Source organism: Comamonas sp. A7-5, from assembly GCF_039581385.1.
GTDB lineage: Bacteria > Pseudomonadota > Gammaproteobacteria > Burkholderiales > Burkholderiaceae_C > Comamonas > Comamonas thiooxydans.
Genome location: NZ_JBCPWO010000007.1, coordinates 181,625 through 206,768, shown reverse-complemented (window position 1 = coordinate 206,768; position 25,144 = coordinate 181,625). Strand labels below are relative to the sequence as shown.

Annotated in this window: 24 protein-coding genes; 19 read left to right on the top strand and 5 right to left on the bottom strand. The window is 62.0% G+C overall.

Annotated features, from left to right (window positions below; all coding sequences use genetic code 11):
* The first annotated feature begins 87 nt into the window (after window positions 1-87).
* The 3 genes from mreC to mrdA all read left to right on the top strand — a co-directional run bounded on the left by mreC (window position 88) and on the right by mrdA (window position 3,703).
* Window positions 88-1,113 carry a rod shape-determining protein MreC gene (gene mreC / locus AAIL67_RS15030; RefSeq protein WP_003070406.1) on the top strand — a complete coding sequence of 342 codons (1,026 nt, stop codon included), beginning with the start codon at window positions 88-90 and terminating at the stop codon, window positions 1,111-1,113.
* Window positions 1,110-1,628, top strand: a complete 519-nt coding sequence (gene mreD, locus AAIL67_RS15025) for a rod shape-determining protein MreD (protein WP_034357886.1) — start codon at window positions 1,110-1,112, stop codon at window positions 1,626-1,628. Before mreC ends, mreD begins: the two co-directional genes overlap by 4 nt.
* A 122-nt stretch (window positions 1,629-1,750) precedes the next feature.
* The gene (mrdA, locus tag AAIL67_RS15020) at window positions 1,751-3,703 is read left to right on the top strand and encodes a penicillin-binding protein 2 (protein ID WP_034357888.1); all 1,953 of its coding nucleotides are present in this window, start codon (window positions 1,751-1,753) and stop codon (window positions 3,701-3,703) included.
* Between the two features lie 36 nt (window positions 3,704-3,739).
* On the opposite strand, the gene AAIL67_RS15015 is transcribed toward mrdA, so the two are convergent.
* Both AAIL67_RS15015 and AAIL67_RS15010 read right to left on the bottom strand, forming a co-directional pair.
* Window positions 3,740-4,498: a TSUP family transporter gene (locus tag AAIL67_RS15015; protein ID WP_343484300.1), complete on the bottom strand. Its 759-nt coding sequence runs from the start codon at window positions 4,496-4,498 to the stop codon at window positions 3,740-3,742.
* A gap of 574 nt (window positions 4,499-5,072) precedes the next feature.
* Window positions 5,073-6,740, bottom strand: coding sequence for a GMC family oxidoreductase N-terminal domain-containing protein (locus AAIL67_RS15010; protein WP_343484299.1), 1,668 nt, complete (start codon window positions 6,738-6,740; stop codon window positions 5,073-5,075).
* A gap of 312 nt (window positions 6,741-7,052) precedes the next feature.
* Here AAIL67_RS15010 and AAIL67_RS15005 point away from each other — a divergent pair, with 312 nt between their 5' ends.
* From AAIL67_RS15005 to AAIL67_RS14985, 5 genes are all read left to right on the top strand, one after another.
* Window positions 7,053-8,180, top strand: coding sequence for an ABC transporter permease (locus tag AAIL67_RS15005; RefSeq protein ID WP_034393270.1), 1,128 nt, complete (start codon window positions 7,053-7,055; stop codon window positions 8,178-8,180).
* Window positions 8,181-8,318: 138 nt separating this feature from the next.
* Window positions 8,319-9,167, top strand: a complete 849-nt coding sequence (locus AAIL67_RS15000) for an ATP-binding cassette domain-containing protein (RefSeq protein ID WP_045839399.1) — start codon at window positions 8,319-8,321, stop codon at window positions 9,165-9,167.
* Window positions 9,167-10,114: an MlaD family protein gene (locus AAIL67_RS14995; RefSeq protein WP_343484298.1), complete on the top strand. Its 948-nt coding sequence runs from the start codon at window positions 9,167-9,169 to the stop codon at window positions 10,112-10,114. Before AAIL67_RS15000 ends, AAIL67_RS14995 begins: the two co-directional genes overlap by 1 nt.
* A 106-nt stretch (window positions 10,115-10,220) precedes the next feature.
* A complete protein-coding gene (locus tag AAIL67_RS14990) occupies window positions 10,221-10,904 on the top strand; it encodes an ABC-type transport auxiliary lipoprotein family protein (RefSeq protein WP_224649546.1) in 684 nt (227 codons plus the stop codon).
* Between the two features lie 172 nt (window positions 10,905-11,076).
* Window positions 11,077-11,574 carry a hemerythrin domain-containing protein gene (locus AAIL67_RS14985; RefSeq protein WP_034407005.1) on the top strand — a complete coding sequence of 166 codons (498 nt, stop codon included), beginning with the start codon at window positions 11,077-11,079 and terminating at the stop codon, window positions 11,572-11,574.
* A 53-nt stretch (window positions 11,575-11,627) separates the two neighbouring features.
* Here the strand turns inward: AAIL67_RS14985 and AAIL67_RS14980 are convergent, their stop codons facing one another.
* Window positions 11,628-12,275: a MarC family protein gene (locus tag AAIL67_RS14980; RefSeq protein WP_003059455.1), complete on the bottom strand. Its 648-nt coding sequence runs from the start codon at window positions 12,273-12,275 to the stop codon at window positions 11,628-11,630.
* Window positions 12,276-12,457: 182 nt separating this feature from the next.
* On the opposite strand from AAIL67_RS14980, the gene AAIL67_RS14975 reads away from it, so the two are divergent.
* Window positions 12,458-13,150 (top strand): dienelactone hydrolase family protein, encoded by a 693-nt coding sequence (locus tag AAIL67_RS14975; protein WP_224649547.1) that lies wholly within the window; start codon window positions 12,458-12,460, stop codon window positions 13,148-13,150.
* 165 nt (window positions 13,151-13,315) lie between these two features.
* Here AAIL67_RS14975 and AAIL67_RS14970 read toward each other — a convergent pair whose 3' ends face one another.
* Window positions 13,316-14,512 (bottom strand): magnesium transporter CorA family protein, encoded by a 1,197-nt coding sequence (locus AAIL67_RS14970; RefSeq protein ID WP_224649548.1) that lies wholly within the window; start codon window positions 14,510-14,512, stop codon window positions 13,316-13,318.
* Window positions 14,513-14,645: 133 nt separating this feature from the next.
* Window positions 14,646-15,656 (bottom strand): porphobilinogen synthase, encoded by a 1,011-nt coding sequence (gene hemB, locus AAIL67_RS14965; protein WP_034357905.1) that lies wholly within the window; start codon window positions 15,654-15,656, stop codon window positions 14,646-14,648.
* Window positions 15,657-15,800: 144 nt separating this feature from the next.
* Between hemB and AAIL67_RS14960 the strand changes: the two genes are divergently transcribed.
* The 10 genes from AAIL67_RS14960 to rpsJ all read left to right on the top strand — a co-directional run bounded on the left by AAIL67_RS14960 (window position 15,801) and on the right by rpsJ (window position 25,081).
* On the top strand, window positions 15,801-16,217 hold the full coding sequence (locus tag AAIL67_RS14960; RefSeq protein WP_003064013.1) for a CopD family protein: 417 nt from the start codon (window positions 15,801-15,803) through the stop codon (window positions 16,215-16,217).
* Window positions 16,218-16,274: 57 nt separating this feature from the next.
* A complete protein-coding gene (locus AAIL67_RS14955) occupies window positions 16,275-17,372 on the top strand; it encodes a VanZ family protein (protein ID WP_034357922.1) in 1,098 nt (365 codons plus the stop codon).
* Between the two features lie 11 nt (window positions 17,373-17,383).
* Complete coding sequence (locus tag AAIL67_RS14950; RefSeq protein ID WP_003074660.1) at window positions 17,384-17,740, top strand: hypothetical protein; 357 nt, start codon at window positions 17,384-17,386, stop codon at window positions 17,738-17,740.
* 161 nt (window positions 17,741-17,901) lie between these two features.
* Window positions 17,902-18,540, top strand: coding sequence for an alpha/beta fold hydrolase (locus AAIL67_RS14945; protein WP_003064008.1), 639 nt, complete (start codon window positions 17,902-17,904; stop codon window positions 18,538-18,540).
* 151 nt (window positions 18,541-18,691) lie between these two features.
* Entirely contained in the window at window positions 18,692-19,864 is a 1,173-nt protein-coding gene (locus AAIL67_RS14940) for a D-alanyl-D-alanine carboxypeptidase family protein (RefSeq protein WP_003064007.1), read from the top strand.
* A 235-nt stretch (window positions 19,865-20,099) separates the two neighbouring features.
* The gene (gene rpsL / locus AAIL67_RS14935) at window positions 20,100-20,477 is read left to right on the top strand and encodes a 30S ribosomal protein S12 (RefSeq protein WP_003059441.1); all 378 of its coding nucleotides are present in this window, start codon (window positions 20,100-20,102) and stop codon (window positions 20,475-20,477) included.
* 168 nt (window positions 20,478-20,645) lie between these two features.
* Window positions 20,646-21,119, top strand: a complete 474-nt coding sequence (gene rpsG / locus AAIL67_RS14930) for a 30S ribosomal protein S7 (protein WP_003059438.1) — start codon at window positions 20,646-20,648, stop codon at window positions 21,117-21,119.
* Between the two features lie 145 nt (window positions 21,120-21,264).
* On the top strand, window positions 21,265-23,373 hold the full coding sequence (gene fusA, locus AAIL67_RS14925; RefSeq protein WP_003064006.1) for an elongation factor G: 2,109 nt from the start codon (window positions 21,265-21,267) through the stop codon (window positions 23,371-23,373).
* 180 nt (window positions 23,374-23,553) lie between these two features.
* A complete protein-coding gene (tuf, locus tag AAIL67_RS14920; protein ID WP_012836789.1) occupies window positions 23,554-24,744 on the top strand; it encodes an elongation factor Tu in 1,191 nt (396 codons plus the stop codon).
* A 25-nt stretch (window positions 24,745-24,769) separates the two neighbouring features.
* Complete coding sequence (rpsJ, locus tag AAIL67_RS14915) at window positions 24,770-25,081, top strand: 30S ribosomal protein S10 (protein WP_003059431.1); 312 nt, start codon at window positions 24,770-24,772, stop codon at window positions 25,079-25,081.
* Window positions 25,082-25,144: the final 63 nt, after the last annotated feature.

The window sequence follows — 25,144 nt, the reverse complement described above, 5'->3', positions numbered from 1 at the left end:
CGTGATACGCCTGCATACCGCGCTCTCTTTTTGCATTCCTTCTGATCCAGGTGGCCGTGTGCATGCGGCCATGCTGCGGGAGCACGCATGAGCCTGGACACCCTGGACCACCGCGCTCCATCACTGTTCAAGCAACAGGCCTCGCGCACTTCCCAGCTTGCCCTCTACAGCGCCTTGGCGCTGTTTTTGATGGTGGCCGACGCGCGTTTCAAGATCACCACGCCGGTGCGCGCGGCCTTGTCGGTGGCGCTGTCGCCCGTGCAATGGCTGGTGGCCCAGCCCGTGCTGGCCTACCAGAACGCCAGCCGCTATGCCGAGGTGCAGCAGCAGGCCGTGGCCCGCGAGGATGCTGCGCGCAAGGAGCTGGTCGTCATGGCTCAGCGCGCCGAGCTGGCCGACGAGTTGATCAAGGAGAACGAGCATCTGCGCTCCATGCTGGAGTTGCGTGAGCGCTCGTTGACGCCGGGGCAGGTGGCCGAGGTGGTCTATGACAGTCCTGACCCCTATACGCGCCGCGTGGTGATCGACAAGGGGCAGGCGGACAATATTGCGCCGGGCTCGCCCGTGCTCGATGAAAAAGGCGTGATAGGCCAGGTCACGCGCGTCTATCCGACGCGTGCCGAGGTCACGCTGCTGATCGATCGCGATCAGGCCATTCCCGTTTTCAACCCGCGCACTGGCGCGCGCAGCGTCGCCTATGGCGATGCATCCTCGACCCGCGCCGGCGGATTGGAGCTGCGCTTCATGCCCAGCAATGCCGATGTACAGGTGGGCGATCTGCTCACTACCAGCGGTATTGACGGGCTTTATCCCACGGGCCTGCCCGTGGCCAAGGTGGTGACCGTGGACCGCCGTGCCGACTCTGCCTTCACCCGCATCTACTGCGAGCCCGTGGGCCGCGTGCAGGGTGTGCGCCATGTGATGGTGCTCAAGCCCCAGGGCCGTACCGAGCATCCCGAGGCCGCCAATATGCAGGCCCAGGCCGATGCCGAGAAGGCCGACCGGGCTGCCAAGGCGCGTGGCAAAAAGGAGGCGGCCGCTGCCGAAAAGGAGAAGGCCGCCGCTGAGAAGGCGGGGACCAAGGCCGCCAAGCCTGCAAAGGATCCCGCATGATCATGCCGCGCGGCCAGCAGTTGTTGCTGCCGGTCAATCCTCTGTTCATCGTCGTCACCCTGGTGATAGGCCTGGCCGTCAACATGCTTCCGCTGGGTCGCATAGTCTGGCTGCCGGACATGTTGCTGCTGCTGCTGGCCTTCTGGAGTCTGAACCAACCGCAGCGCGTGGGCCTGGGTATTGCCTTTGCACTGGGGCTGGTCATGGATGTGGACCGAGCCTCGCTGCTGGGTCAGCATGCACTGGCCTATACCTTGCTGGTCTTCGTGACGGGCTGGATGAGCCGCCGCCTGCTCTGGTTCTCGAGCCCCGTGCAGGCCCTGCATCTGCTGCCGGTGTTTGCTGCGGCGCACGGCATTCAGGTACTGCTGCGTGTGGCGACGGGAGGTATCTTCCCCGGCCTGGAGTTTCTGATAGCTCCAGTGATCGAGACCTTGCTGTGGCCCGTGGTCAGCGCTTTGCTGCTGGCGCCGCAGCGCCGTGCGCCGGACAGCGATGAAAACCGGCCTCTGTAGATGAAAGCTCCCTTGAGTCGCTGCGCGCCTTTCCCCCTCTCGCTTCGCGGGGGGGAACGACTGCCTCGCTGCGGGGCGGCCCTTGCTTGCAGTCACTGGCTTGGCGTGCGGGGAGCCTGCGCATGATGGAGATTCGCAACACCGAAGTCGAGCTGCAGCGCTTCCGGATGCGTGCAGTCGTCATGGGCTGCGTGGTATTTCTGGCGTTCTGTCTGCTGGTCTGGCGTCTGCTGGTGCTGCAGGTCGAGCGCCATGAGGAGTTTGCCGAGCGGGCCGAGAGCAATCGCACGGCGGTGGTCCCCATCGTGCCCAACCGGGGCCAGATCCTGGACCGCAACGGCGTGGTGCTGGCGACCAATTACTCGGCCTATACGCTGGAGATCACACGCTCCAAGGTCGAGGATCTGGACGAGACCATCGAAGGGTTGTCCGGGGTCATTGAGATCACGCCGCGCGACCGCCGCAAGTTCAAGCGGCTCATGGATGACTCCAAGAGCTTTGAGTCGATTCCTATCCGCTCGCGCCTGACGGATGAGGAAGTTGCCAAGTTTGCGGCCCAGCGCTATCGCTTTCCGGGTGTGGACATCAAGGCCCGCCTGTTTCGCACCTACCCGCTCAAGGAGACCGGCAGCCATTTGATCGGATACATCGGTCGTATCAATCAAAGGGAAAAGGAAGAGATCGACGACTCCGACGATGCCGCCAACTACCGTGGCACCGAGGTCATGGGCAAGCTGGGTGCCGAAAAGAGCTATGAACTGCAGCTCCACGGCCAGACCGGCTGGGAGGAAATGGAAACCTCGGCTGGCGGCCATGCCGTGCGTCGTCTGGGTAGTCGCCCTGCCACGCCGGGACACAGCCTGCAGCTGTCGGTGGACATCAAGCTGCAGAAGATGGTGGAAGACCTCTACGGCAACCGCCGTGGCGTGGCCATCGCCATGGACCCGCGCAATGGCGAGGTGCTGGCCATGGTCAGCAAGCCGACCTACGACCCGAACCTGTTTGTCGACGGCATCGACCAGGAAAGCTGGAAGGCGCTCAACGAATCGCTGGATCGCCCCTTGCTCAATCGCTCCATGCGCGGAACCTATCCCGTGGGCTCGACCTACAAGCCCTTCATGGGCCTGGCGGGCATAGAGACCGGCAAGCGCACGCCGGGCACGGTGATCCAGGACGGCGGCTCCTGGACTTTCGGCGGCCACACCTTCCGCTCCGGCCATGCGCTGGGCCCGGTGGATCTGGCGCGCGCCATCCAGCATTCCAGCAACGTCTATTTCTACACGCTGGCCAACGAGATGGGCGTGGATGCGATCCACGACTTCATGAAGCCGCTGGGCTTTGGCCAGATCACCGGCATCGACCTGCCCGGCGAGGTGCGCGGCGTGCTGCCCAGCAAGGAGTGGAAGCGCAAGACCTACAAGCGCGCCGCCCAGCAGCAATGGTTTGCAGGCGAGACGATCTCCCTGGGCATCGGCCAGGGCTACAACAACTTCACCATCCTCCAGCTCTCGCATGCGCTGGCCACGCTGGTCAACAACGGCTTGAGCTTCACGCCCCATGTGGGCAAGGAGCTGATCGACTCCGTCACCGGTACGCGCACGGCCATTGTTCAGCCGGCACCCGTCAACCTGGGCTACAAGCAGAGCAATGTCGATGCCGTCAAGCGTGGCATGGTGGGAGTGGTGACTGGCGGCACGGGCCGCGGCGTCTTCGGCAGTGCCAGCTATCTGTCGGGTGGCAAGACCGGCACGGCCCAGGCAGTAAGCGTGGGCCAGAAGGAAAAGTACAACGCTGCGCGTCTGGCCGAGTACCAGCGCGACCATTCGCTCTATATCGCCTACGGCCCGGCCGAAGCGCCCAGGATTGCCGTGGCCGTGATTGTGGAGAATGCAGGCTTCGGTGCAGCGGCTGCCGCACCTATCGCACGCCGCATACTGGACTACTGGCTGGTGGGCAACTATCCCAGCGAGGCTGATATCGCTGCCGTGCGCCAGGGCAAGGCAGGCGCACCGATCGGCACGCCGCGCCGTGTGGAAGATATCTCGGTGCTGTCCGACGACGAAACAGCACCTTGATAAATTGATAGCTATTAACGCTTGCTGTGTAATGGTTTAACGCAGAAAAGCGTCATAGCCAGTTTTCAGAATCAGCATGCTGACCACGCCGATGAAAATCGTGCGCACAAAGCCCGTGCCGTGACGCAAGGCCATCCAGGTGCCCAGCATGCTGCCCAGCACATTGGCCAGGGCCAGCGGAATCGCAAAGTGCCACCAGACATGGCCCTTGAGCGTGAACAGCAGCAGTGCCGCGGCGTTGGAGGCCAGGTTCAGCAGCTTGGCGCTGGCCGAGGCGTTGAGGAAGTCATAGCCCAGCAGGCGCACGAACAGGAACACGAAGAAGCTGCCTGTGCCCGGGCCGAAGAAGCCGTCGTAGAAACCGATCAGCAGGCCGATGGCGCTGGCGGTCAACATCTCGGTGCGCCCTGCCAGGCGCGGCTCGTGGTCGCGGCCCAGCTCTTTTTTGGCCAGGGTGTAGCCCAGCACGCCCAGCAGGATGAAGGGCAGCAGCTTGCGCAGAAAATCGGGCGAAATCAACGTGACGGCCCAGGCTCCGAGAAAAGCTCCCACCAGCGTCGTGCCGATGGCGGGCAGCAGCGTAGCCCAGGTGATATGCACACGCTTGCTGTACTGCCAGGCGGAAATGGCCGTGCCCCAGACGGCGGCGCTTTTGTTGGTGCCAAACAGCGTGGCGGGCGTGGTAGTGGGGAAGGCTGCAAACATGGCCGGCACCAGAATCAGTCCGCCGCCTCCCACGATGGCGTCAACAAACCCGGCCAGGGCCGAGGCGAGGGAAACAAGAATCCATTCCATGGAGTAAATGCCTGCAATTGGTGCATGCCGTGAGCAACGCGCGTTGCCGCTGGGCGGCGCTGCCGGAGGCGGGATGAAGAAGCCAGGGAGAGAGCGGGCTTGAATGCCCGAGGATGGCGCCGGCATTGTCGCACCGCTGCCTCAAGCCTGTGCGCAGGCATAAAAAAAGCGCCCACTGTGGGGCGCTTTTGAACGCATCTTTGATGCTTTTATATGTATTGGTCTGGTTGTGTCGAGTTGTCTCCTCGGCCCTCCATGCTGCTTCGTGGAGCAGCGAGAGTGACGAGAATGTAAGGGCTGCACCTGTGTGGTGCATTGGGGAATTCCCTTGGGTTATATCAAAAACGTCTGACAAATGAATCAGAAAGTTTCGTGACATCCTTATGAGTTTTGAGATATTTCAAAAACAATAGCGTCATATGCTTATAAGCAAAAGATCTCTGAGGAATTTGATTCATGGGGCATGACGCCGCGCGGAATTCTTGCGCTCGGACAGACGTTGCGCTCCAGAGCGAATTTCGGGCGCTGACGGGCTTGTCGCAGTGAATCGCTCGGCTTTTCGAGAGGCCGTTTTTCAGGTCGCGTCACGAATCCACTGCGCCGCCTTCTCGGCCATCATCAGCGTCGGGCTGTTGGTATTGCCGCTGGTGATGGTGGGCATGGCGCCGGCATCGACCACGCGCAGACCCTGCACGCCTCGCACCTTGAAACGGCTGTCCAGGACTGCCATCGGGTCGTCGGCGCGCCCCATCTTGGTCGTGCCTACGGGGTGGAAGATGGTGGTGGCGATATCACCGGCCAGACGCGCCAGCTCTTCGTCGCTCTGGTATTGAGCACCGGGCTTGAACTCTTCGGGTTGGAAGCGCGCAAGCGCCGGCTGGCTGACGATGCGGCGCGTGACGCGCAGGCTGTCTGCCGCCACCTGCCGGTCTTCGGCCGTGGAGAGGTAATGGGGTGCAATGGCCGGAGCCTGGCGGAAATCCGCACTTTGCAGTTGCACCGTGCCGCGGCTGCTGGGGTTGAGGTTGCAGACGCTGGCGGTGAAGGCGGCAAAGTCGTGCAGCGGCTCGCCAAAGGCATCCAGCGACAGCGGCTGCACGTGATATTCCAGATTGGGGTGGGCCAACGCCGGATTGCTGCGTGTAAAGGCACCGAGTTGCGAAGGCGCCATGCTCATGGGGCCGCTGCGCTTGAGTGCGTATTCCAGGGCGATGGCCGCCTTGCCCCAGAGACTGCCGGCCATGGTGTTGAGCGTCTTGGCGTTCTGCACCTTGTAGACCGAGCGGATTTGTAGATGGTCCTGCAGATTGGCGCCCACGCCGGGCAGATCGCGGCGCACAGCCATCCCATGGCGCTGCAGCAATTCGCCGGGGCCTATGCCCGACAGCTGCAGGATATGCGGCGAGTTGACCGCACCCGCGCAGAGCAGCACCTCGTGCCCGGCCTGCACAGTCACCATCTCCTCTCCGGTCCAGACTTCGGCGCCGGTGCAGCGCTGGCTGCCGTCCGGCAGATCTTCCAGAATCAGCTGGCGCACCTGGGCGCGGGTCCACATCTCGAAGTTGGGACGGCCGTAGCAGGTGGGGCGCAGAAATGCCTTGGCAGTGTTCCAGCGCAGACCTGACTTCTGATTGACTTCAAAGTAGCCCACGCCCTCGTTGCAGCCGCGGTTGAAGTCGTCGGTGGCAGGAATGCCTGCCTGCTGCGCGGCCTGGGCAAAGGCGTCGAGTATGTCCCAGCGCAGACGCTGCTTCTCCACGCGCCACTCGCCGCTGCCGCCGGTGCTCTTGCTGCCGTGCAGGCGCATGAATTCTTCGCTGGCGCTGCCGACGGCGTCGAGACGCCAATGGTCTTCATGCTGTTTGAAGGCCGGCAGGACCTGCTCCCAGCGCCAGGTGTCGTCGCCGGTCAGCTCGGCCCATTGCTCGTAGTCGCGGGCCTGGCCGCGCATATAGATCATGCCGTTGATGCTGGAGCAGCCGCCCAGTGTCTTGCCGCGCGGGTAGCGCAGGCTGCGACCGTTGAGGCCGGGGTCGGGCTCGGTCTGATAGAGCCAGTCGGTGCGCGGGTTGCCTATGCAATAGAGATAGCCGACGGGGATATGGATCCAGTGGTAGTCATCCTTGCCGCCGGCTTCGATCAGCAGAATCCGGTGATTCTTGTTGCGGGTGAGACGGTTGCACAGCAGCGAACCTGCTGTGCCTCCGCCGATGACGATGTAGTCGAACTGGGTATCACTCATGGGCAGATCAAAAGGCCGGTACAGCTAGGCGCAGAGGCCAGAGCATCAGGCAGTCATGGGCAAAAAGGCTGGTTCATTAGGTGTGATGAGCTTGCGGGTGTCGATAGGGAAAGCGCTCGCATACTCCTGTTTTGGAAGCTGTCGGCGCAGTGCTGGTTTTGACTTTCGCGGATTTTTGATAAAAATTGCAACGCTATCATTACGTGGCATGCGGCAGCGGCCTACGTGCTGCGCTTGGCATGTTCCCCGCGTGGCGCGTTATGCTGGCCCCTGCGGCCAGCCCGCCTCCCTCAAGTTCTAGGAAGCTTTTCTTTGTCCAGCTCAGACCAACTACCTCAATGTCCGCTGCAGTCCCGCGAGGGTCAGCAATGGGCCGTGCCTGTGGGCCGCTGGAGTGCTGCAGAGCTGGGCGACCGCCATATCTGGCGCCGGCTGGCGCCGCAGATCAGGGCGGTGCCCAAGGGCGCGGCCTGGGATTTGCAGCAAATGGTCTGGTTCGACCATATCGGTGCGCAGCTGCTGTGGGAGCAATGGGGCAAGGCCTGGCCGGCCCACTTGCTGACGACCAAGACCCAGCGCTCCATGCTGGAGCGTGTGGCCAGGTTCAGCGAAGTGCCCGAGTCCAAGCCCGAGCCCTCGGGATGGATGTGCGAGGTCAATCGACTGGGCCAGATGGTGATCGATGCCTGCGGGCACTTTTCCAACTTGATCCAACTGGTCGGTCAGTTGCTGCTGGACTGCCTGCGCCTGCTGCGCAATCCGTTTCGTGGCCCCTGGCGCGATATTTCGGGCCACCTCTATGCGACAGGGGCGACAGCCTTGCCGATCACGGCACTCGTCGGCTTTCTGATCGGCGTGGTGCTGGCCTATCTGATGGCGCTGCAGCTGCGCCAGTTCGGGGCCGAATCCTTTATCGTCAACATTCTTGGCATTTCGCTGATCCGCGAACTCGGGCCGCTGCTGGCGGCGATTCTGGTGGCTGGGCGCAGCGGCTCGGCCATCACGGCGCAAATCGGCGTGATGCGCGTGACCGAGGAGCTCGACGCCATGCAGGTCATGGGCATTTCCCAGGGCTACCGGCTGGTGCTGCCGCGTGCGCTGGCGCTGGCCGTGTCCATGCCGCTGGTGGCGTTGTGGACCATTCTTGCTGCACTGGCTGGCGGCATGGTCGCGGCGGACCTGACCATGGACATCACGCCCTCCTATTTCGTGCAAAGCCTGCCTGCAGCCGTGAAGATCGGCAATCTGGTGCTGGCCATGGGCAAGTCCGTGGTGTTTGGCGTGCTGATCGCCCTGATCGGCTGCCACTGGGGCCTGAAGGTAGAGCCCAATACCCAGAGCCTGGGGCGTGGCACCACGGCGGCGGTGGTGTCATCCATCACCATGGTCATCATCGTGGATGCCATTTTCGCCATCCTCTTCAGAAACGTGGGCTTTTAGGATGAACTACCCCCTGTGCGGCTTCGCCGCTTCCCCCCAAGGGGACGACACCTTCGCTGCGGGGCGGCCCTTGCTCGGCGTCTCTGGCTTGGGTCGCGCCAGCCTCGTGGAGCGGGGGGCACGCCAATGACAGAGGTGATGCACAACCGCCGTATCGAGGGTGCCGTGGGTGATTACGCGCCGCCGCAGGATGTGAAGCCGCTGGTGCAGGCAGTGGACCTGTGGACCGAGTTCGGCGAGGGCGAGTCGCGCTTTGCCGTGCACCAGGACTTGAACTTCGATGTCTACCCGGGCGAGATTCTTGCCTTGGTGGGCGGCTCCGGCACGGGCAAGACGGTGCTGCTGCGCCAGATACTGGGGCTGCTCTCGCCATCGCGCGGCACGGTGACCGTGGATGGCCGGCCCTCGCGCGAGGTCATCAGCGGCGAGCTGGCGGCGAGTCAGGTGGGCATGCTGTTCCAGCAAGGGGCGCTGTACTCGGCCTTCAACGTGCTCGACAACATCGCATTTGCGCTGCGTGAGCAGGGCACCCTGTCCGATGCCGTGGTGCGCGATGCGGCCATGGTCAAGCTACAGATGGTGGGCCTCAAGCCCGAGCATGCCTCGCGCATGCCTGCAGACCTGTCGGGCGGCATGATCAAGCGTGTGGCGCTGGCGCGTGCACTGATGATGGATCCGCCGCTGCTGCTGCTCGACGAACCCACAGCGGGGCTGGACCCCAAGGGCTCGGACGAGTTCTGTGAGCTGCTGCGCGATATCCATGCCGAGCTGGGCCTGACCGTGATCATGGTCACCCACGATCTGGATACGCTGTTCGCGCTGTCCACGCGCGTGGCCGTGCTGGCCGAGAAAAAAGTGCTGTTCACCGGAGCCCCGCGCGACGTGGCCAGGATCAAGCACCCGTTTATTGAACATTTCTTCCAGGGAGAGCGTGGCCGCCGTGCCATGGCCCCGGTGCAAGGCGGCGTGGCCGCAGAGGAAAGCTGATGGAAAACAAGTCCCATGCCATGGCTGCCGGCATCTTCGTGCTGGTGGTGGCGACCCTGCTGGCAGGGCTGGCCGTCTGGCTGACGCGCGACAACCGCGAATACCAGCTCTATGAAATGTCCACCAAGGACGGAGTCAGCGGCCTGCAGCCCCAGGCCACGGTGCGCTACAAGGGCGTGCCCGTGGGCAAGGTGGTGCGCATCGGCTTTGACCCGCAGATTCCTGGCAATGTGCTGATTCGCATTGCCGTGGGCGAGGACACGCCGGTCACGCCGGCCACCTACGCCCAGCTCGGCTATCAGGGAGTGACGGGTCTGGCACATATCCAGCTCGACGATGACAGCAAGTCTTCGCAACCGCTCAAGCCCGGGCCCAGCGGCCTGCCGCGCCTGCCCATGAAGTCATCGCCGCTGAACATGCTGGCCGACCAGGGGCCGGTGCTGCTGGAGCGGGTTGACGAAATTTCACGCCGCCTCAATGCCATGCTGGGTGAGGACAACCAGAAGCGGGTGAGCGTGGCGCTCGACAATATCGCTGCCGCATCCGGCGGGATCAAGGATCTGGCCGAGACCATGAACAAGACGGCCAAGGACTTTCCACAGATCACGGCAGATGCGCACCAGACCCTGCAGTCCCTTACCAAGGCCGGCAATGCCGCCACGGGCGTGGCGACCGATCTGCAGCAGACCGTGCGCAAGGTCAATGCCCCCGATGGTCCGCTGCAGCAGATTGCCGAGGGCACGCAGGCCCTGTCGCAGGCGGCCGAGTCGCTGGGGCGCAGCACTTTGCCGCGCATGAACGGCGCGGCCGACGATGTCTCGCGCGCCGCGCGCAGCATGGGCGCGGCCGCGGGCCGCTTCAATGACAACCCGCAATCCGTCATCTACGGCCAGGGAATGGGCTTGCCAGGCCCCGGCGAGCCAGGGTTCGTGGCTCCGGCCAAGTGAAGCCGCAACAAGGACACGACTTGCGCAAATTCGGAACAGGCAGGCTGTTTTTCGATGGAAATGCCTGCTGCCCAGCCTGGCTGGCCTAAGTCCCAAAGGAATCAATATGGCAGACACAAAGACTTCACTCACCGGCCGCGGAGTATGGCGATTGCTGGGCGCTTCTTCCCTGGTGCTGGCGCTCGCCGCCTGCTCGGGCCTGCCCACGGCGCCCACGCAGCCGGTGCGCTATGACCTGGGCGTGGCCGACCTGGCCGCGCCGGCCGCGAACGCAGCCGCCCCTTTGGTGGCGCCGGTGCCTCTGGTGCTGGCCGAAGTCCAGGCTCCGGGCCTGCCCGAGGGCCTGACGGCCATGTTCTACCGTCTGAACTACAGCGACAGCCAGCAACTGCGTGCCTACCAGAACGCGCGCTGGAGCCTGCCTCCCGCCCAGATGGTGGAACAGCGTCTGCGCATGCGTCTGGGGCTGGAGCGCCCCGTGCTTTCGGGCAAGGACAATGTCCGCCCCCTGTTGGCCGACAAGCGCTCGATTGCGCAGCTGCGCGTGACGGTGGACGAGTTCAACCAGGTCTTCGACAACGCCAGCAACAGCCGTGCGCTGCTGCGCCTGAGCGCCAGCCTGATCGGTGTCGGCGAGAGTGCAGGCAACCAGTTGCTGGGCCAGAAGGTGTTCACGGTCGAGGTTCCGGCTGCCTCGGCCGACGCAGCCGGCGGTGCCCAGGCCATGGCACGCGCGGTGGATGAGGCGGCTGTCCAGCTCAGCCGCTGGTTGCAGGGTTACGGGCGCTAGGGCCTGACCAGTCCCAGGCATTTCCGCTCCCAAAGCCCTGCCATGCAGGGCTTTGTTGATTCCGGGCAAGTCCTGCTTACTCGCGGGCAGCTGCTTTGCTGATGTGGGTCAATGGCCGGGCCGGGCCTTGTTCTTAAGCTGCCAGTTCCTCAACCTCGCACAAGGAACTGCCATGGCCAGCCTCGAATGGAATGCCGCTCTCATTCTGGATTTTCCCGTCATGGACGCGGTGCATGAAGAGTTCGTCACCCTGCTGGCCCAGGTGGAAGCTGCGGGCGACGAGCAGCTGTGCGCGCTCTGGGACGAGCTGATTGCCCATACCCAGCAGCACTTCGATCAGGAAGACCGCTGGATGCAGACCACGGGCTTTGCCACGGGCAACTGCCACAGCCAGCAGCACAAGGTGGTGCTGGCCGTGCTGCGCGAGGGGGCGGTCAAGGGCGGGCAGGGCGATCTGGCCACGATCCGCCATATGGCGGCCGAGCTGGGCCCGTGGTTCAGCCACCATGCGCAGAACATGGATGCCGCCCTGGCCCTGCACATGCGCCGCGCGGGCTTTGACCCGGTGACCGGCGCGGTGCTGGTGCCCGAGGCTTTGCCTGCAGAGCCGATCACCGGCTGTGGTGGTGCCTGTGGTGAAACTGAAAAAATGGAAGTGGTAACTGCCTGAAACTGGCACGCGCTAAGGAGAGAGACAGCGAGCAAGCGCAGCCGCTCAGGGGGTCAAGGGTATATTGCCGGGGAGGCCAGGATGGGGAAGATCTTGATCAGTCCGCCGGCCATCACCTCGATGGCCAGCGCGGCCAGAATCAGTCCCATGAGCCGGGTCATCACATTGATGCCGGTCTTGCCCAGTACGCGGGCAATCGGGTGGGCCAATGAAAAGCACACCATGATGGCTGCGGCCACCACCACGCCGTAACCGACCAGCGCCACATGCTGCCAGATGGTGCGCGCTTGATCGGCATAGATCACCACGGTGGACATGGCGGCAGGCCCGGTCAGCAGCGGAATGGTCAGCGGCACGACGGCAATGCTGTTGCCCTCGGCGGCCTTTTCGACGCCGGCTGCCAGCGTGGCATTGTTGGGGCGGTCTTCGGCGGGACGGGCGTTGAGCATGTTCATCGCGCTGATCAGCAGCAGCAGACCGCCGCCGACCTGAAAGCTTTGCAGCGAGATATTGAAGAACTGCAGAATCTGCAGCCCCAGCAGGGCGCAGACCGCAATCACGCAGAAGGCGGCAAAGGCGGCGGTGCGAATCGTCTGCCAGCGCTGCTCGGCGTCGAAGCCGGCCGTGTAGTGGATGAAGAACGGGACGATGGCCAGCGGGTTGATGATGGCGACCAGAGTGATCAACGGCTTGATATCCATTACAGCTCGCCTCCTGGCATGGGGGGCTTCTTGCGACTGTCGGCCTTTTGTGGGGCTGAGATAGCTTGCATCAACACTCCTGTGAAAAAATGGCCGAATCATCGACGCGGCATCAGCCATTACAGCATTGCTGGCGGCCGCGTCGCGGATTTCCCTTTTGAACCATGTTAAGGAGCTTCGCAATGGGCAGCTTTGTTGAACTGACAGCCGTGGATGGCGCAAAAACCCCGGCTTATGTGGCCATGCCCGAGGGCCAGGCACGCGGTGCCATTGTGGTGCTGCAGGAGATCTTCGGCGTGAACTCGCATATCCGCTCCGTGGCAGACCGCTACGCAGCCCAGGGCTATGTGGCCGTGGCACCCGCCATGTTTGCCCGCGTCAAGCCCGATGTGGAGCTGGGTTACAGCGAAGAAGACATGAAGGCCGGCTTTGCGCTCAAGACCGCGGTGGAAGCCCTGCCCGAGCCGGGCGCGCTGCGCGATGTGGAAGCTGCCGTGGCCCATGCGGCGACTCTGGTGCCTGGCGGCAAGATCGGCGTGGTGGGCTTTTGCTGGGGCGGCCTCATGACCTGGCGCTCGGCCTGCAATCTGGCCAGCGTCTCGGCTGCAGTCTGCTATTACGGTGGCGGCATGACGGGCGAGCTGGAGGCCAGCCGTCAGGCGCTATGCCCGGTGCTGGCCCACTTCGGCAGCAAGGATCATTACATCTCGCTGGAGTCCGTCGAAGCCTTCAAGAAGGCCCAGCCCAAGGTGGAAGTCCATATCTACGAAGCTGACCATGGCTTCAACTGCGATCAGCGAGGCTCCTACAACGAAGCTGCTGCAGTGTTGGCAAGTGAGCGCACTCTTGCCTTCTTCGCTCAGCATCTGGGTTGATATAAAAACAATAGCTGCTTGTGCTTGATATATAAGCACAAGCAGCTGTTTTTATCTAAAGCCCGTTGCCGCTGGGCGGTCCCCCATCAGAGACATCAAGCAAGCGCCGCCGCGCAGCGAGGATGTCGTCCCCCTTGGGGGAAGGAGCGGAAGCGCCTCAGGGGCTCATTCTTTTTCTTCGCTTTCCAGATAGCGTCGGCGCCAGAAATAGGCCACCAGCACCACGGTGATGAACACCATGGCCACCAGCGCCCAGATGAAGCCGTCCTTTTTGTGCACGAACGGGATGAACTCGAAGTTCATGCCGAAGATGCCGGCAATCAGGTTCAGCGGCAGAAAGATGGCCGTCACTGTGGTCAACGTGCGCATGATGTCGTTGGCGCGGTTGCTCTGAGCCGAAAAGTGCATCTGCACGGCGGTCTCGGCACTTTGCTCCATGCGGTGAATGTGGTGGGTCACGCGCTCTATATGTTCGAGCACGTCGCGCGAGCGCACGCGCAGCAGTTCGCGCTCATGCTGGCGCGCAAGTGTGTGCTCGGGCGGCCAGCCCTCCAGCGCCTCGGTCCAGTCCTGCACGGCGGCACGCTGGTCTTCGCAGATTTCATCCAATTGGTGCAGCGCCAGGCGCACGTCGAGCACGCTGGCCCAGTTGCTGAAACGCCTGTTGGGCTTGAGCAGTGCCATCTGCCAGTGGTCGATCTGGCGCGTCAGTGTGCGGCGCAGGTCCAGATAGCCGTCCACCATGCCGTTGACCATGCGCAGCATCAGGTCGGCAGGCTCCACGGGCATCTTGGTGCTGACCTGGCGGCTGTCAGTCTTGGCGGGGCCGGAAATCAGGCGTTGCCAGAAGTTTTCCAGCACAAAGCAGCCGTCGGGATGCACGGACAGCAGGATCTGGTCATACAGCGCAAAGCCCACGGGCTGGGTTTCCACGCGTTGCAGCACCGGCGCTTCGCGCTGGCCGCTGTGGGCCGGGTTGTGCGATGGAGGCGGGGCGCTGGATGCAGCACTGCCGGTGCCTGCCATCACTGCAGGCAGGCCTGGCGGTGTGGCCACGGCTGGCGAGGCGGGGCTTCCATTGAGCGGCGGCAGATGGGCGTTGGCCAGGCGGCGGAACACCAGCACGTCGTACACCGAGGTGTAGTCGTAATTGGAAGGGATTGCCGGATTCAGCAGGTCGGAGACATGCAGGTCCACGAGGGCGGAGCCGCCCAGCCTGACCAACATGGTCTGAATGGCCGGCAGTTGAGCCTCCAGCTCCGAGCGTGTGCAGGAGACCCAGTAAAACCCCGTTGTTGCCGCCTGCGTGGGCAGTCCGTCAACAGGCTGGGCATAGAGGGGAGATATATGCAGCACGCGCATGGGAATAGGCAGTCTCGATGTCAGTGCAAAAAGCAGATGTAAAAACGGCCCGTGCAAGCTGCACGGGCCGTCAGATCATGCCTGAAATGCTCTCAGACGCAAGCATGACCTGCGCCGACAGCTATCAATTTTGTTACAGGCCGCGCAGCTTCTTGGCGGCGTCGATGGCAAAGTAGGTCAGGATGCCGTCGGCGCCCGCGCGCTTGAAGGCCAGCAGGGCTTCCATCATCACGGCGTCGTGATCGAGCCAGCCGTTGGCGGCAGCAGCCTTTAGCATGGCGTATTCGCCGGACACCTGATAGGCGAAGGTCGGTACCTTGAACTCGTCCTTGACGCGGCGCACCACGTCCAGATACGGCATGCCGGGCTTGACCATGACCATGTCCGCGCCTTCGGCGATGTCCTGCGCCACTTCGCGCAGGGCTTCGTCGGTGTTGGCAGGGTCCATCTGGTAGACATTTTTGTCGGCCTTGCCCAGGGCGCCGCGTGTGCCCACGGCGTCGCGGAAGGGCCCGTAGAAGGCGCTGGCGTACTTGGCGCTATAGGCCATGATGCGGGTGTGAATATGGCCTTGCAGCTCCAGTGCCTCGCGGATGGCGCCGATGCGGCCGTCCATCATGTCGCTGGGGGCCACCATGTCCACGCCGGCTTCGGCATGGGCCAGGGCCTGGCCGACCAGCACTTCCACGGTGTCATCGTTGATGATGTAGCCGCTCTCGTCGAGGATGCCGTCCTGGCCGTGGCTGGTGTAGGGGTCCAGGGCCACATCGGTCATCACGCCCAGCTGGGGGAATTCCTTTTTCAGCGCACGCACCACGCGCGGGATCAGGCCGTCGGGGTTCAGGGCTTCCTTGCCATCGGGGGTCTTGAGGCTGGATTCGATGGCGGGGAACAGCGCCAGGTAGGGAATCTCCAGCTTCACGCATTCCTCGGCCACGGGCAGCAGCAGGTCCAGGCTCAGGCGGTCCACGCCGGGCATGGAGGACACGGCCTCGCGCTTGTTCTGACCTTCATGCACGAACACGGGGTAGATGAAGTCGTGCGGCGTCAGCACGCTCTCGCGCACCAGATTGCGGGTGAAAGCATCGCGGCGCAGGCGGCGCGGACGATTCTGGGGAAAAGGAGTAGGGCTGGACAAATGCATGGGGAAAATTGTGCCCCATTCGTCATGGCTTGGCTTGCAGCTGCGTGACTATTCCATGACGGCCGGCGCGACAAGGCCCGAGCTTCGAGGTAAAGACGCGGCGCGCAGCGGCTGTGGCGCAGCGCAGGCCTTTACACTGGCTCCATGCTATGGGTCAAAGCCTTTCACATCGTTTTTGTCGCCAGCTGGTTTGCTGGTCTGTTCTACCTGCCGCGCATCTTTGTCAACATCGCCATGGTCACGCCGGGCTCGGTGGCCGAACGCGAGCGCCTGCTGCTGATGGCGCGCAAGCTGCTGCGCTTCACCACCATGCTGGCCGTGCCCGCGCTGGGACTGGGCCTGTGGCTGTGGCTGGGCTGGGGCTTCGCGGGCGGCTGGCTGCATGCCAAGCTGGCCGTGGTGCTGCTGGTCATCGGCTACCACCACAGCTGTGCCGTGCTGCTGCGCAAGCTGGCGGACAACACCTGTCATAAAAGTCATCGCTGGTTCCGTTTCTATAACGAAGTGCCGGTGCTGCTGCTGATCGCTGCCGTGATTCTGGTGGTTGTCAAGCCCTTCTGAATCTTGCGCTGAGAGTAGGAGGCGACTGTGTCCGATTCCGCGGTGCCGGTGATTTCCATGCGCCATACCTCGGCCTGGCCGCTGGCGCTGGTCTATGGCCTGCTCATCGTCTTTGCCAGCTTGTTCCCGTTCGACGGCTGGCGCGCCCAGGGCATCGACCCCAGCGTATTCCTGTTCGCCAGGATTCCGCCGCCGTACTGGACCTGGTTCGACGTCAACACCAATATCGTCGGCTATGCGCCGCTGGGCTTTTTCCTGGCGCTGGCCCTGATGCGCTCGGGCCAGCCCAGGCTGGCCGTGCCGCTGGCTTTTCTTGCCGGCACGCTGCTGTCGCTGTGCATGGAGTTTCTGCAGATCTATCTGCCGCGCCGCGTGCCGTCCAATCTGGATCTGGTGCTCAATGCCGGCGGTACCTTGATCGGTGCCTTGCTGGCTGCGCTGCTGGAGAGGCTGGGGGCTCTCTCGCGCTGGAGTGCATTTCGCAACCAGTGGCTGGGCGAGGGCGGTGCTGGCGTGCTGGTGCTGCTGGCGCTGTGGCCGTTTGCGCTGCTGTTTCCGGCAGCAGTGCCGTTTGGCCTGGGCCAGGTGCTGGAGCGCATCGACGACACCTTGCAGGACTGGCTGCTGAACACGCCGTTCGAAGACTGGCTGCCGCTGGGCGATTTCGCCATGACGCCGCTGTCGCTGGTGACGGAGATGCTATGCGTAATGCTGGGGCTGTGGATTCCCTGCCTGCTGGCCTATTGCGCCGTGCGCCATATGGGCCGCCGCGCGCTGGCCGGACTGCTTCTGGTGGCGGCAGGGGTGGGGGTGACGGCACTGTCGGCCGCGTTGAGCTGGGGTCCGGCCCATGCCTGGGAGTGGGTGGATCTGCCGGTGCGTCTGGGTGTCTGGGGTGGGCTGGGTCTGGCCGTGATTGCATTGCCTGCCTCGCGCAGCATGTGCGCCGTGCTATTGCTGCTGGTGCTGGTGCTGCATCTGAGCATCCTCAATCAGGCGCCGACGAATGTGTACTTCGCCCAGACCCTGCAGGCCTGGGAGCAAGGCCGTTTCATCCGCTTCTACGGCCTGGGCCAATGGCTGGGCTGGCTCTGGCCTTACGTGACACTGGCGTATGTAGTGATTCGACTCTCACGTCGCCAACAGCCTGCCTAGAATGATCCACCATGAGCGACATCCAGAATCAAGACCAGGCCGGCGGCTACTACCAGCGTCATATTTTCTTTTGCCTGAACGAGCGTCCCAACGGTGAGGACTGCTGTGCTCTGCATGGCGCCAAGGCGGGCTTTGACCACTGCAAGCGCAAAGTCAAGGAAGAGGGGCTTGCTGGAAAGGGGTTGGTGCGTGTGAACAAGGCCGGCTGCCTGGATCGCTGCGCCGGCGGTCCCGTGGCCGTGGTCTATCCCGAGGCTGTCTGGTACACCTTCATCGACGACAGCGATATCGATGAAATCGTCGAATCCCATCTCAAGAACGGCAAGGTGGTCGAGCGCCTGGTGCTGCCCGAAAGCGTGGGGCGCTGATCTGGCTGCCTTGAGTCCTTTGGCCGTCCCGACAGGCTTGCGGCAAGGCGGCGCTTGTCTGGTGCGGCCGACTTTGGGCTTGCTTGTTCAGGAACTTTAAGCGTTTTCAAGCGTCAGCCCAATTACAGCAAGCGCAAAAAGCTACAACTAGGATAGCAATCGTGAATTCCCAGACCGAACGACTGACGCTCACCGGCACCGCCGGTGCCATTGAGGCCCTGCGCGATGCGCCGCAACTGGTCGAAGGCCAGAGCCCCAAGGGCGTGGCCATCATCGCCCATCCGCATCCGCTGTTTGGCGGCACCATGGACAACAAGGTGGTCCAGACCCTGGCGCGTGCCTTTGTTCAGTGCGGCTACACGGTCGTGCGTTTCAACTTTCGCGGCGTGGGTGCCAGTGCCGGCGAATATGACGCCGGCAAGGCCGAGCTGCAGGATTTGCTGGCCGTGGTGCAGCAGGTGGCTCCCGAAGGCCCTGTAGCTCTGGCCGGCTTTTCCTTCGGCGCTTTCGTCACCAGCCATGCGCTGGCCCAGCTCTGGGGTACAGGCCGGGTGCAGAAGGCCGTGCTGGTAGGCACCGCCGCCAGTCGCTTCGAAGTGGCTCCCGTGCCTGCCGAGGCCCATGACCAGACCCTGGTGATCCATGGCGAGGCGGACGACACCGTCGAGCTGTCCGCAGTGATGGACTGGGCGCGCCCGCAGATACTGCCTGTTACCGTGATTCCGCAGGTCGGCCATTTCTTTCACGGACAATTGCCTCTGCTCAAGAGCCTGGTGGTGCGCCACCTGAAGTCCCTGTAAGAGCCATTTCCCACACCTTGACGCACGTGAATTGCTGCCCCGTCTTGGTTAACTCCCTTTTCATAGCGCCAGGCCGAGGTATATCCTTGGCCTTGGCCGTTTCCGACGGTAAATCACCGCGCTTACCTTTGCTTTAGCGAGAGTCCTCTTCATGAAGCCCATCTACTCCACACTGCGTGTTCTGGCCGTTGCTGCCGCAGTGGCGCCTGTGTTTGCCATGGCACAGGTGGCGGCCCCTGTTCCTCCCGAAATTGCAGCCCGCAACTATCTGCTGGTGGACGTCACTGCCGGCCAGGTGCTGGGTGCCAAGGACGTCGATGCTCCCGTCGAGCAGGCATCGCTGACCAAGCTGATGTCGGCCTATGTGGTGTTCGACGCCCTGCGCTCCAAGAAGATCACGCTGGAGCAGCGCATGCCCGTGAGCGAGCGTGCCTGGAAGATGCCCGGATCGCGCATGTTCATCGACCCCAAGATGCAGGTGCCCGTCAATGACCTGCTCAGCGGCATGATCATCCAGTCCGGCAACGATGCCACCATGGCATTGGCCGAGGCCGTGGGCGGCACGGCCGAGAACTTCGTCAAGATGATGAATGACCAGGCCAAGGCCCTGGGCATGAAGAACACCAGCTACAAGAACCCCGAAGGACTGACCGAGCCCGGTCACCTGACGACGGCGCGTGATCTGTCCATCCTGGCCCAGCGATTGATGCATGACTTCCCCGAGTACATGCACTACTACGCCACCAAGCAATACAGCTACCCCGGCACGCCTGCCTCCAACGGCAGCAACCGCAATGCCTTGCTGTTCCGCGATCCCACCGTGGACGGCCTGAAGACCGGCCACACCAACGCCGCAGGCTATTGCCTGGTGGCCACGGCCAAGCGAGACCTGCCCAATGTGGGCCAGCGCCGCCTGCTGTCCATCGTGCTGGGAACGGCCAGCGAAAAGGCGCGTGCCAACGAAAGCCAGAAGCTGCTGAACTGGGGTTACACCGCTTTCGATGCCGTCAAGCTGTTTGATTCCGATCAGCCCGTGGCCACTCCCGCCGTCTGGAAGGGCGCTGCCAATGCTGTCAAGATCGGCAAGGCCGACGGCGCCGTGGTGGTGACCGTGCCCTCGGGCACCGGCGGCAAGCTGACCACCGAGGTGGTGCGCCAGGATCCGCTGATCGCTCCTATCGCCAAGGGCCAGTCCATGGGCGTGCTCAAGGTCAAGTCGGGCGCGGATGTGGTGGCCGAGGTGCCGCTGGTAGCGCTTGAGGCCGTCGAGCAGGCCGGCTTCTTTGGCCGTCTGTGGGACACCATCCGCCTCTGGATCAAGTAAGTTCCCTGGCTGGCAGGAGGCGCTCCTGCCAGCGATAGCTCTTGGTCGGTCATGCAAAGTGTCTTGCTGCCGGGGGGCTATTGCCCACAGGTGGTTGTGCTGATTTGCACAAGCTGGTACATTCGAGGGCTTTTCGGAATTTCCGAAGGGATTCACGTTTCCGCATCGGCATCTGTTGCTGCGGATAAACCTTTTGCTTTCACGAAGCAAATTCACGTTTAGGGACGTTTAATTAATGCCAACCATTAACCAACTCGTGCGTCAGGGCCGCACGGTAGAAGTTGTTAAATCCAAGAGCCCTGCTATGGAAAACTGCCCCCAACGCCGTGGCGTGTGCACCCGTGTGTACACCACCACTCCCAAGAAGCCTAACTCGGCTCTGCGTAAGGTGGCCAAGGTTCGTCTGACCAACGGTTTCGAAGTGATTTCGTACATCGGCGGTGAAGGCCACAACCTGCAAGAGCACAGCGTTGTGCTGGTGCGCGGTGGTCGTGTGAAGGACTTGCCCGGTGTGCGTTACCACATCGTGCGCGGTTCCCTGGACCTGCAAGGCGTCAAGGACCGTAAGCAAGCTCGCTCCAAGTACGGTGCCAAGAAGCCTAAGGCTAAGTAATCAGCCCTGGTTTTTTGAAAACAAACGGTGTTTGATTCGCCTGACTGGCGCGGTCAAACGTAGTGGCCCTGAGCACGAATGTTTTGTGCGGGTCGAGTAAGTGAGAGTTTTGAATAGCTCTCGCGGTATCTGAAAAGATGCCAACTGAAGCAAAGATAGAGGTAAAAAATGCCACGTCGTCGCGAAGTCCCCAAACGTGAAATCCTGCCGGATCCCAAGTTCGGCAATGTAGAGCTGTCCAAATTCATGAACGTGATCATGGAAGGCGGCAAGAAGGCGGTTGCTGAGCGCATCATTTACGGCGCTCTGGACCTGATCGAGAAGAAGCATCCCGGCAAGGACCCTCTGGAAGCTTTTGTTGTTGCCATCAACAACGTCAAGCCCATGGTTGAAGTGAAGTCCCGCCGTGTTGGCGGTGCCAACTACCAGGTGCCCGTGGAAGTGCGTCCCGTCCGTCGTCTGGCTCTGGCCATGCGCTGGATCAAGGAAGCCTCCCGCAAGCGTGGCGAGAAGTCCATGGCTCAACGCCTGGCCAACGAGCTGCTGGAAGCTACGGAAGGCCGTGGCGGCGCCATGAAGCGTCGTGACGAAGTGCACCGTATGGCCGAAGCCAACAAGGCCTTCAGCCACTTCCGCTTCTAATCGGAATCTCGCTCGAGATGCAGGGCCGCATGCAAAAACTTGCTGCGGCCTTGTGTCGATTCTGAGCGCCCCCATATAGAGCTGCTGCCTCCTGCGCACAATGCGGGGCCGGCAGTACTCCCATACGATCAAGCAAGGATCCATCATGGCTCGCAAGACCCCCATTGAGCGCTATCGCAACATCGGTATTTCCGCTCACATTGACGCAGGTAAGACAACTACTACAGAACGTATCCTGTTCTATACCGGTGTGACCCACAAGCTGGGCGAAGTGCACGACGGTGCTGCTACGACCGACTGGATGGAGCAAGAGCAAGAGCGCGGCATCACGATTACTTCGGCTGCTGTGACCTGCTTCTGGAAGGGTATGGATCTGTCCTACCCAGAACACCGTTTCAACATCATCGACACCCCCGGTCACGTGGACTTCACGATTGAAGTGGAACGTTCCATGCGCGTGCTGGACGGTGCTTGCATGGTGTATTGCGCTGTGGGTGGCGTGCAGCCCCAGTCCGAAACCGTGTGGCGTCAGGCCAACAAGTACAAGGTGCCTCGTCTGGCCTTCGTGAACAAGATGGACCGTACCGGCGCCAACTTCTTCAAGGTCTATGAAGGCATGAAGACTCGCCTGAACGCGAACCCTGTGCCCGTGGTGATCCCAATCGGCGCTGAAGAAAACTTCCAGGGCGTGGTTGATCTGGTCAAGATGAAGGCCATCATCTGGGACGAAGCTTCCCAGGGCATGAAGTTCGAATACCAGGACATCCCCGCCGAGCTGGTGGAAACCGCCAACAAGTGGCGTGAAAACCTGGTGGAAGCCGCTGCTGAAGCTTCGGAAGAGCTGATGAACAAGTACCTGGAAGAAGGTACTCTGACTGAAGAAGAAGTGAAGCTCGGCGTGCGTACTCGTACCCTGGCCACCGAAATTCAGCCCATGCTGTGCGGCACCGCGTTCAAGAACAAGGGTGTGCAGCGCATGCTGGACGCCGTGATCGACTATCTGCCCGCTCCTGTGGACATCCCTGACGTTACCGGTACCGACCCCGATGACGAAGAGAAGAAGCTGAGCCGCAAGGCTGACGATGCTGAGAAGTTCTCGGCTCTGGCCTTCAAGCTGATGACCGACCCCTTCGTGGGCCAGCTGACTTTCGTGCGCGTGTACTCTGGCGTTCTGTCCAAGGGTGAGACCGTTCTGAATGCCGTCAAGGGCAAGAAGGAGCGTATCGGCCGTATCGTGCAGATGATGGCCAACGACCGCGTGGAAGTGGAAGAAATCCGTGCCGGCGACATCGCTGCCTGCGTGGGCCTGAAGGACGTGACCACCGGTGAAACCCTGTGCGACATCGCCGCGCCTATCGTGCTGGAGCGCATGGTGTTCCCCGAGCCCGTGATTGCACAGGCTGTGGAACCCAAGTCCAAGACCGACCAGGAAAAGATGGGTATCGCTCTGTCGCGTCTGGCTGCAGAAGATCCTTCCTTCCGCGTGCGTACCGACGAAGAATCCGGTCAGACCATCATCGCCGGTATGGGCGAACTGCACCTGGAAATCATCGTTGACCGCATGAAGCGCGAATTCAACGTGGAAGCCAACGTGGGCAAGCCCCAGGTTGCCTACCGCGAAACCATCCGCAGCACGGTCAAGGACGTGGACGGCAAGTTCGTTCGCCAGTCCGGCGGTAAGGGCCAGTACGGCCACGTGGTTCTGACTCTGGAACCCCAGGAAGCCGGCAAGGGCTTCGAGTTCGTCGACGAAATCAAGGGTGGTGTGGTTCCTCGCGAATACATCCCTGCGGTGGAGAAGGGCGTGATCGAAGCTCTGACTTCCGGCGTGCTGGCTGGCTACCCTGTGGTGGACGTCAAGGTTCGTCTGACCTTCGGTTCGTACCACGATGTGGACTCGAACGAAATGGCGTTCAAGATGGCCGCTATCTTCGGTTTCAAGGAAGCTGCCCGCAAGGCCAACCCCGTCATCCTGGAACCCATGATGGCTGTGGAAGTGGAAACTCCTGAAGACTACGCTGGTACCGTGATGGGCGATCTGTCCTCGCGTCGCGGCATGGTTCAGGGTATGGACGACATGGTTGGTGGCGGCAAGGCCATCAAGGCTGAAGTGCCTCTGTCCGAAATGTTCGGCTACGCCACTTCGCTGCGTTCCATGACTCAAGGTCGTGCCAGCTACACCATGGAGTTCAAGCACTACGCTGAAGCTCCTCGTAACGTGGCTGAAGCCATCGTTGCTGCCCGCGCCAAGTAATTGACGCAGGTTTGACGAATCCGTCATAATCTACGGCTTCCAATCGCGGCAGTCCTTTGAGGATTGCCGCGATTTTTGCCGGTCTGCGATCCCATGCCGTCCTGTTTCCTGTGCGGGGCGAGTCAGCAATGAGGTGCAGACCTTAAACATCACACAGGTTTTTGCTCTTTCGGAGAAATCATGGCAAAAGAAAAGTTCGAACGTACCAAGCCCCACGTGAACGTGGGCACCATCGGTCACGTTGACCACGGCAAGACCACCCTGACTGCTGCTATCGCTACCGTGCTGTCCAAGCACTTCGGCGGTGAAGCCAAGGACTACTCGCAGATCGACAACGCCCCCGAAGAAAAGGCTCGTGGTATCACGATCAACACTTCGCACGTTGAGTACGAAACTGCCAACCGCCACTACGCTCACGTGGACTGCCCCGGCCACGCTGACTATGTGAAGAACATGATCACTGGTGCCGCTCAGATGGACGGCGCTATCTTGGTTTGCTCCGCTGCTGACGGCCCCATGCCCCAGACTCGCGAGCACATCCTGCTGTCGCGTCAGGTGGGCGTGCCCTACATCATCGTGTTCCTGAACAAGGCCGACATGGTGGACGACGAAGAACTGCTGGAACTGGTCGAAATGGAAGTGCGCGAGCTGCTGTCCAAGTACGACTTCCCCGGTGACGACACCCCCATCATCCGCGGCTCCGCCAAGCTGGCCCTGGAAGGTGACCAGTCCGACAAGGGCGAGCCTGCCATCCTGAAGCTGGCCGAAGCTCTGGACACCTACATCCCCACTCCCGAGCGTGCTGTTGACGGCGCCTTCGTGATGCCCGTGGAAGACGTGTTCTCCATCTCCGGTCGTGGTACCGTGGTGACCGGCCGTATCGAGCGCGGTATCGTCAAGGTCGGCGAAGAAATCGAAATCGTCGGTATCAAGGACACCGTCAAGACCACCGTCACCGGCGTGGAAATGTTCCGCAAGCTGCTGGACCAAGGTCAAGCGGGCGACAACGTGGGTCTGCTGCTGCGCGGCACCAAGCGTGAAGACGTGGAACGCGGCCAAGTGCTGTGCAAGCCCGGCTCCATCAAGCCCCACACCAACTTCACTGCTGAAGTTTACGTGCTGTCGAAGGACGAAGGCGGTCGCCACACTCCCTTCTTCAACAACTACCGTCCCCAGTTCTACTTCCGTACAACTGACGTGACCGGCTCCATCGAACTGCCCGAAGGCAAGGAAATGGTGATGCCTGGCGATAACGTGTCGATCACTGTGAAGCTGATCTCCCCCATCGCCATGGAAGAAGGTCTGCGCTTCGCTATCCGCGAAGGTGGTCGTACTGTGGGCGCTGGTGTGGTTGCCACGATCATTGCCTAATTCTTAGAAAAGCTAGGAATTAACAATGTCTAAGCAAAAAATCCGCATCCGTCTGAAGGCTTTCGATTACAAGCTGATCGACCAGTCTGCAGCCGAAATCGTTGATACCGCCAAGCGTACCGGCGCCATCGTCAAGGGTCCCGTGCCCCTGCCGACACGCATGAAGCGCTTCGACATCCTGCGTTCGCCTCACGTCAACAAGACCAGCCGTGACCAGTTCGAAATCCGTACGCACCAGCGTCTGATGGACATCGTGGATCCGACTGACAAGACTGTTGACGCTCTGATGAAGCTGGACCTGCCCGCAGGTGTGGACGTCGAGATCAAACTGCAATAAGAGTTTTGGAAGCCTCGCAAGAGGCTTTTAAGGGTCTTTGTTTAACGCGAACTTGCTTGAAAA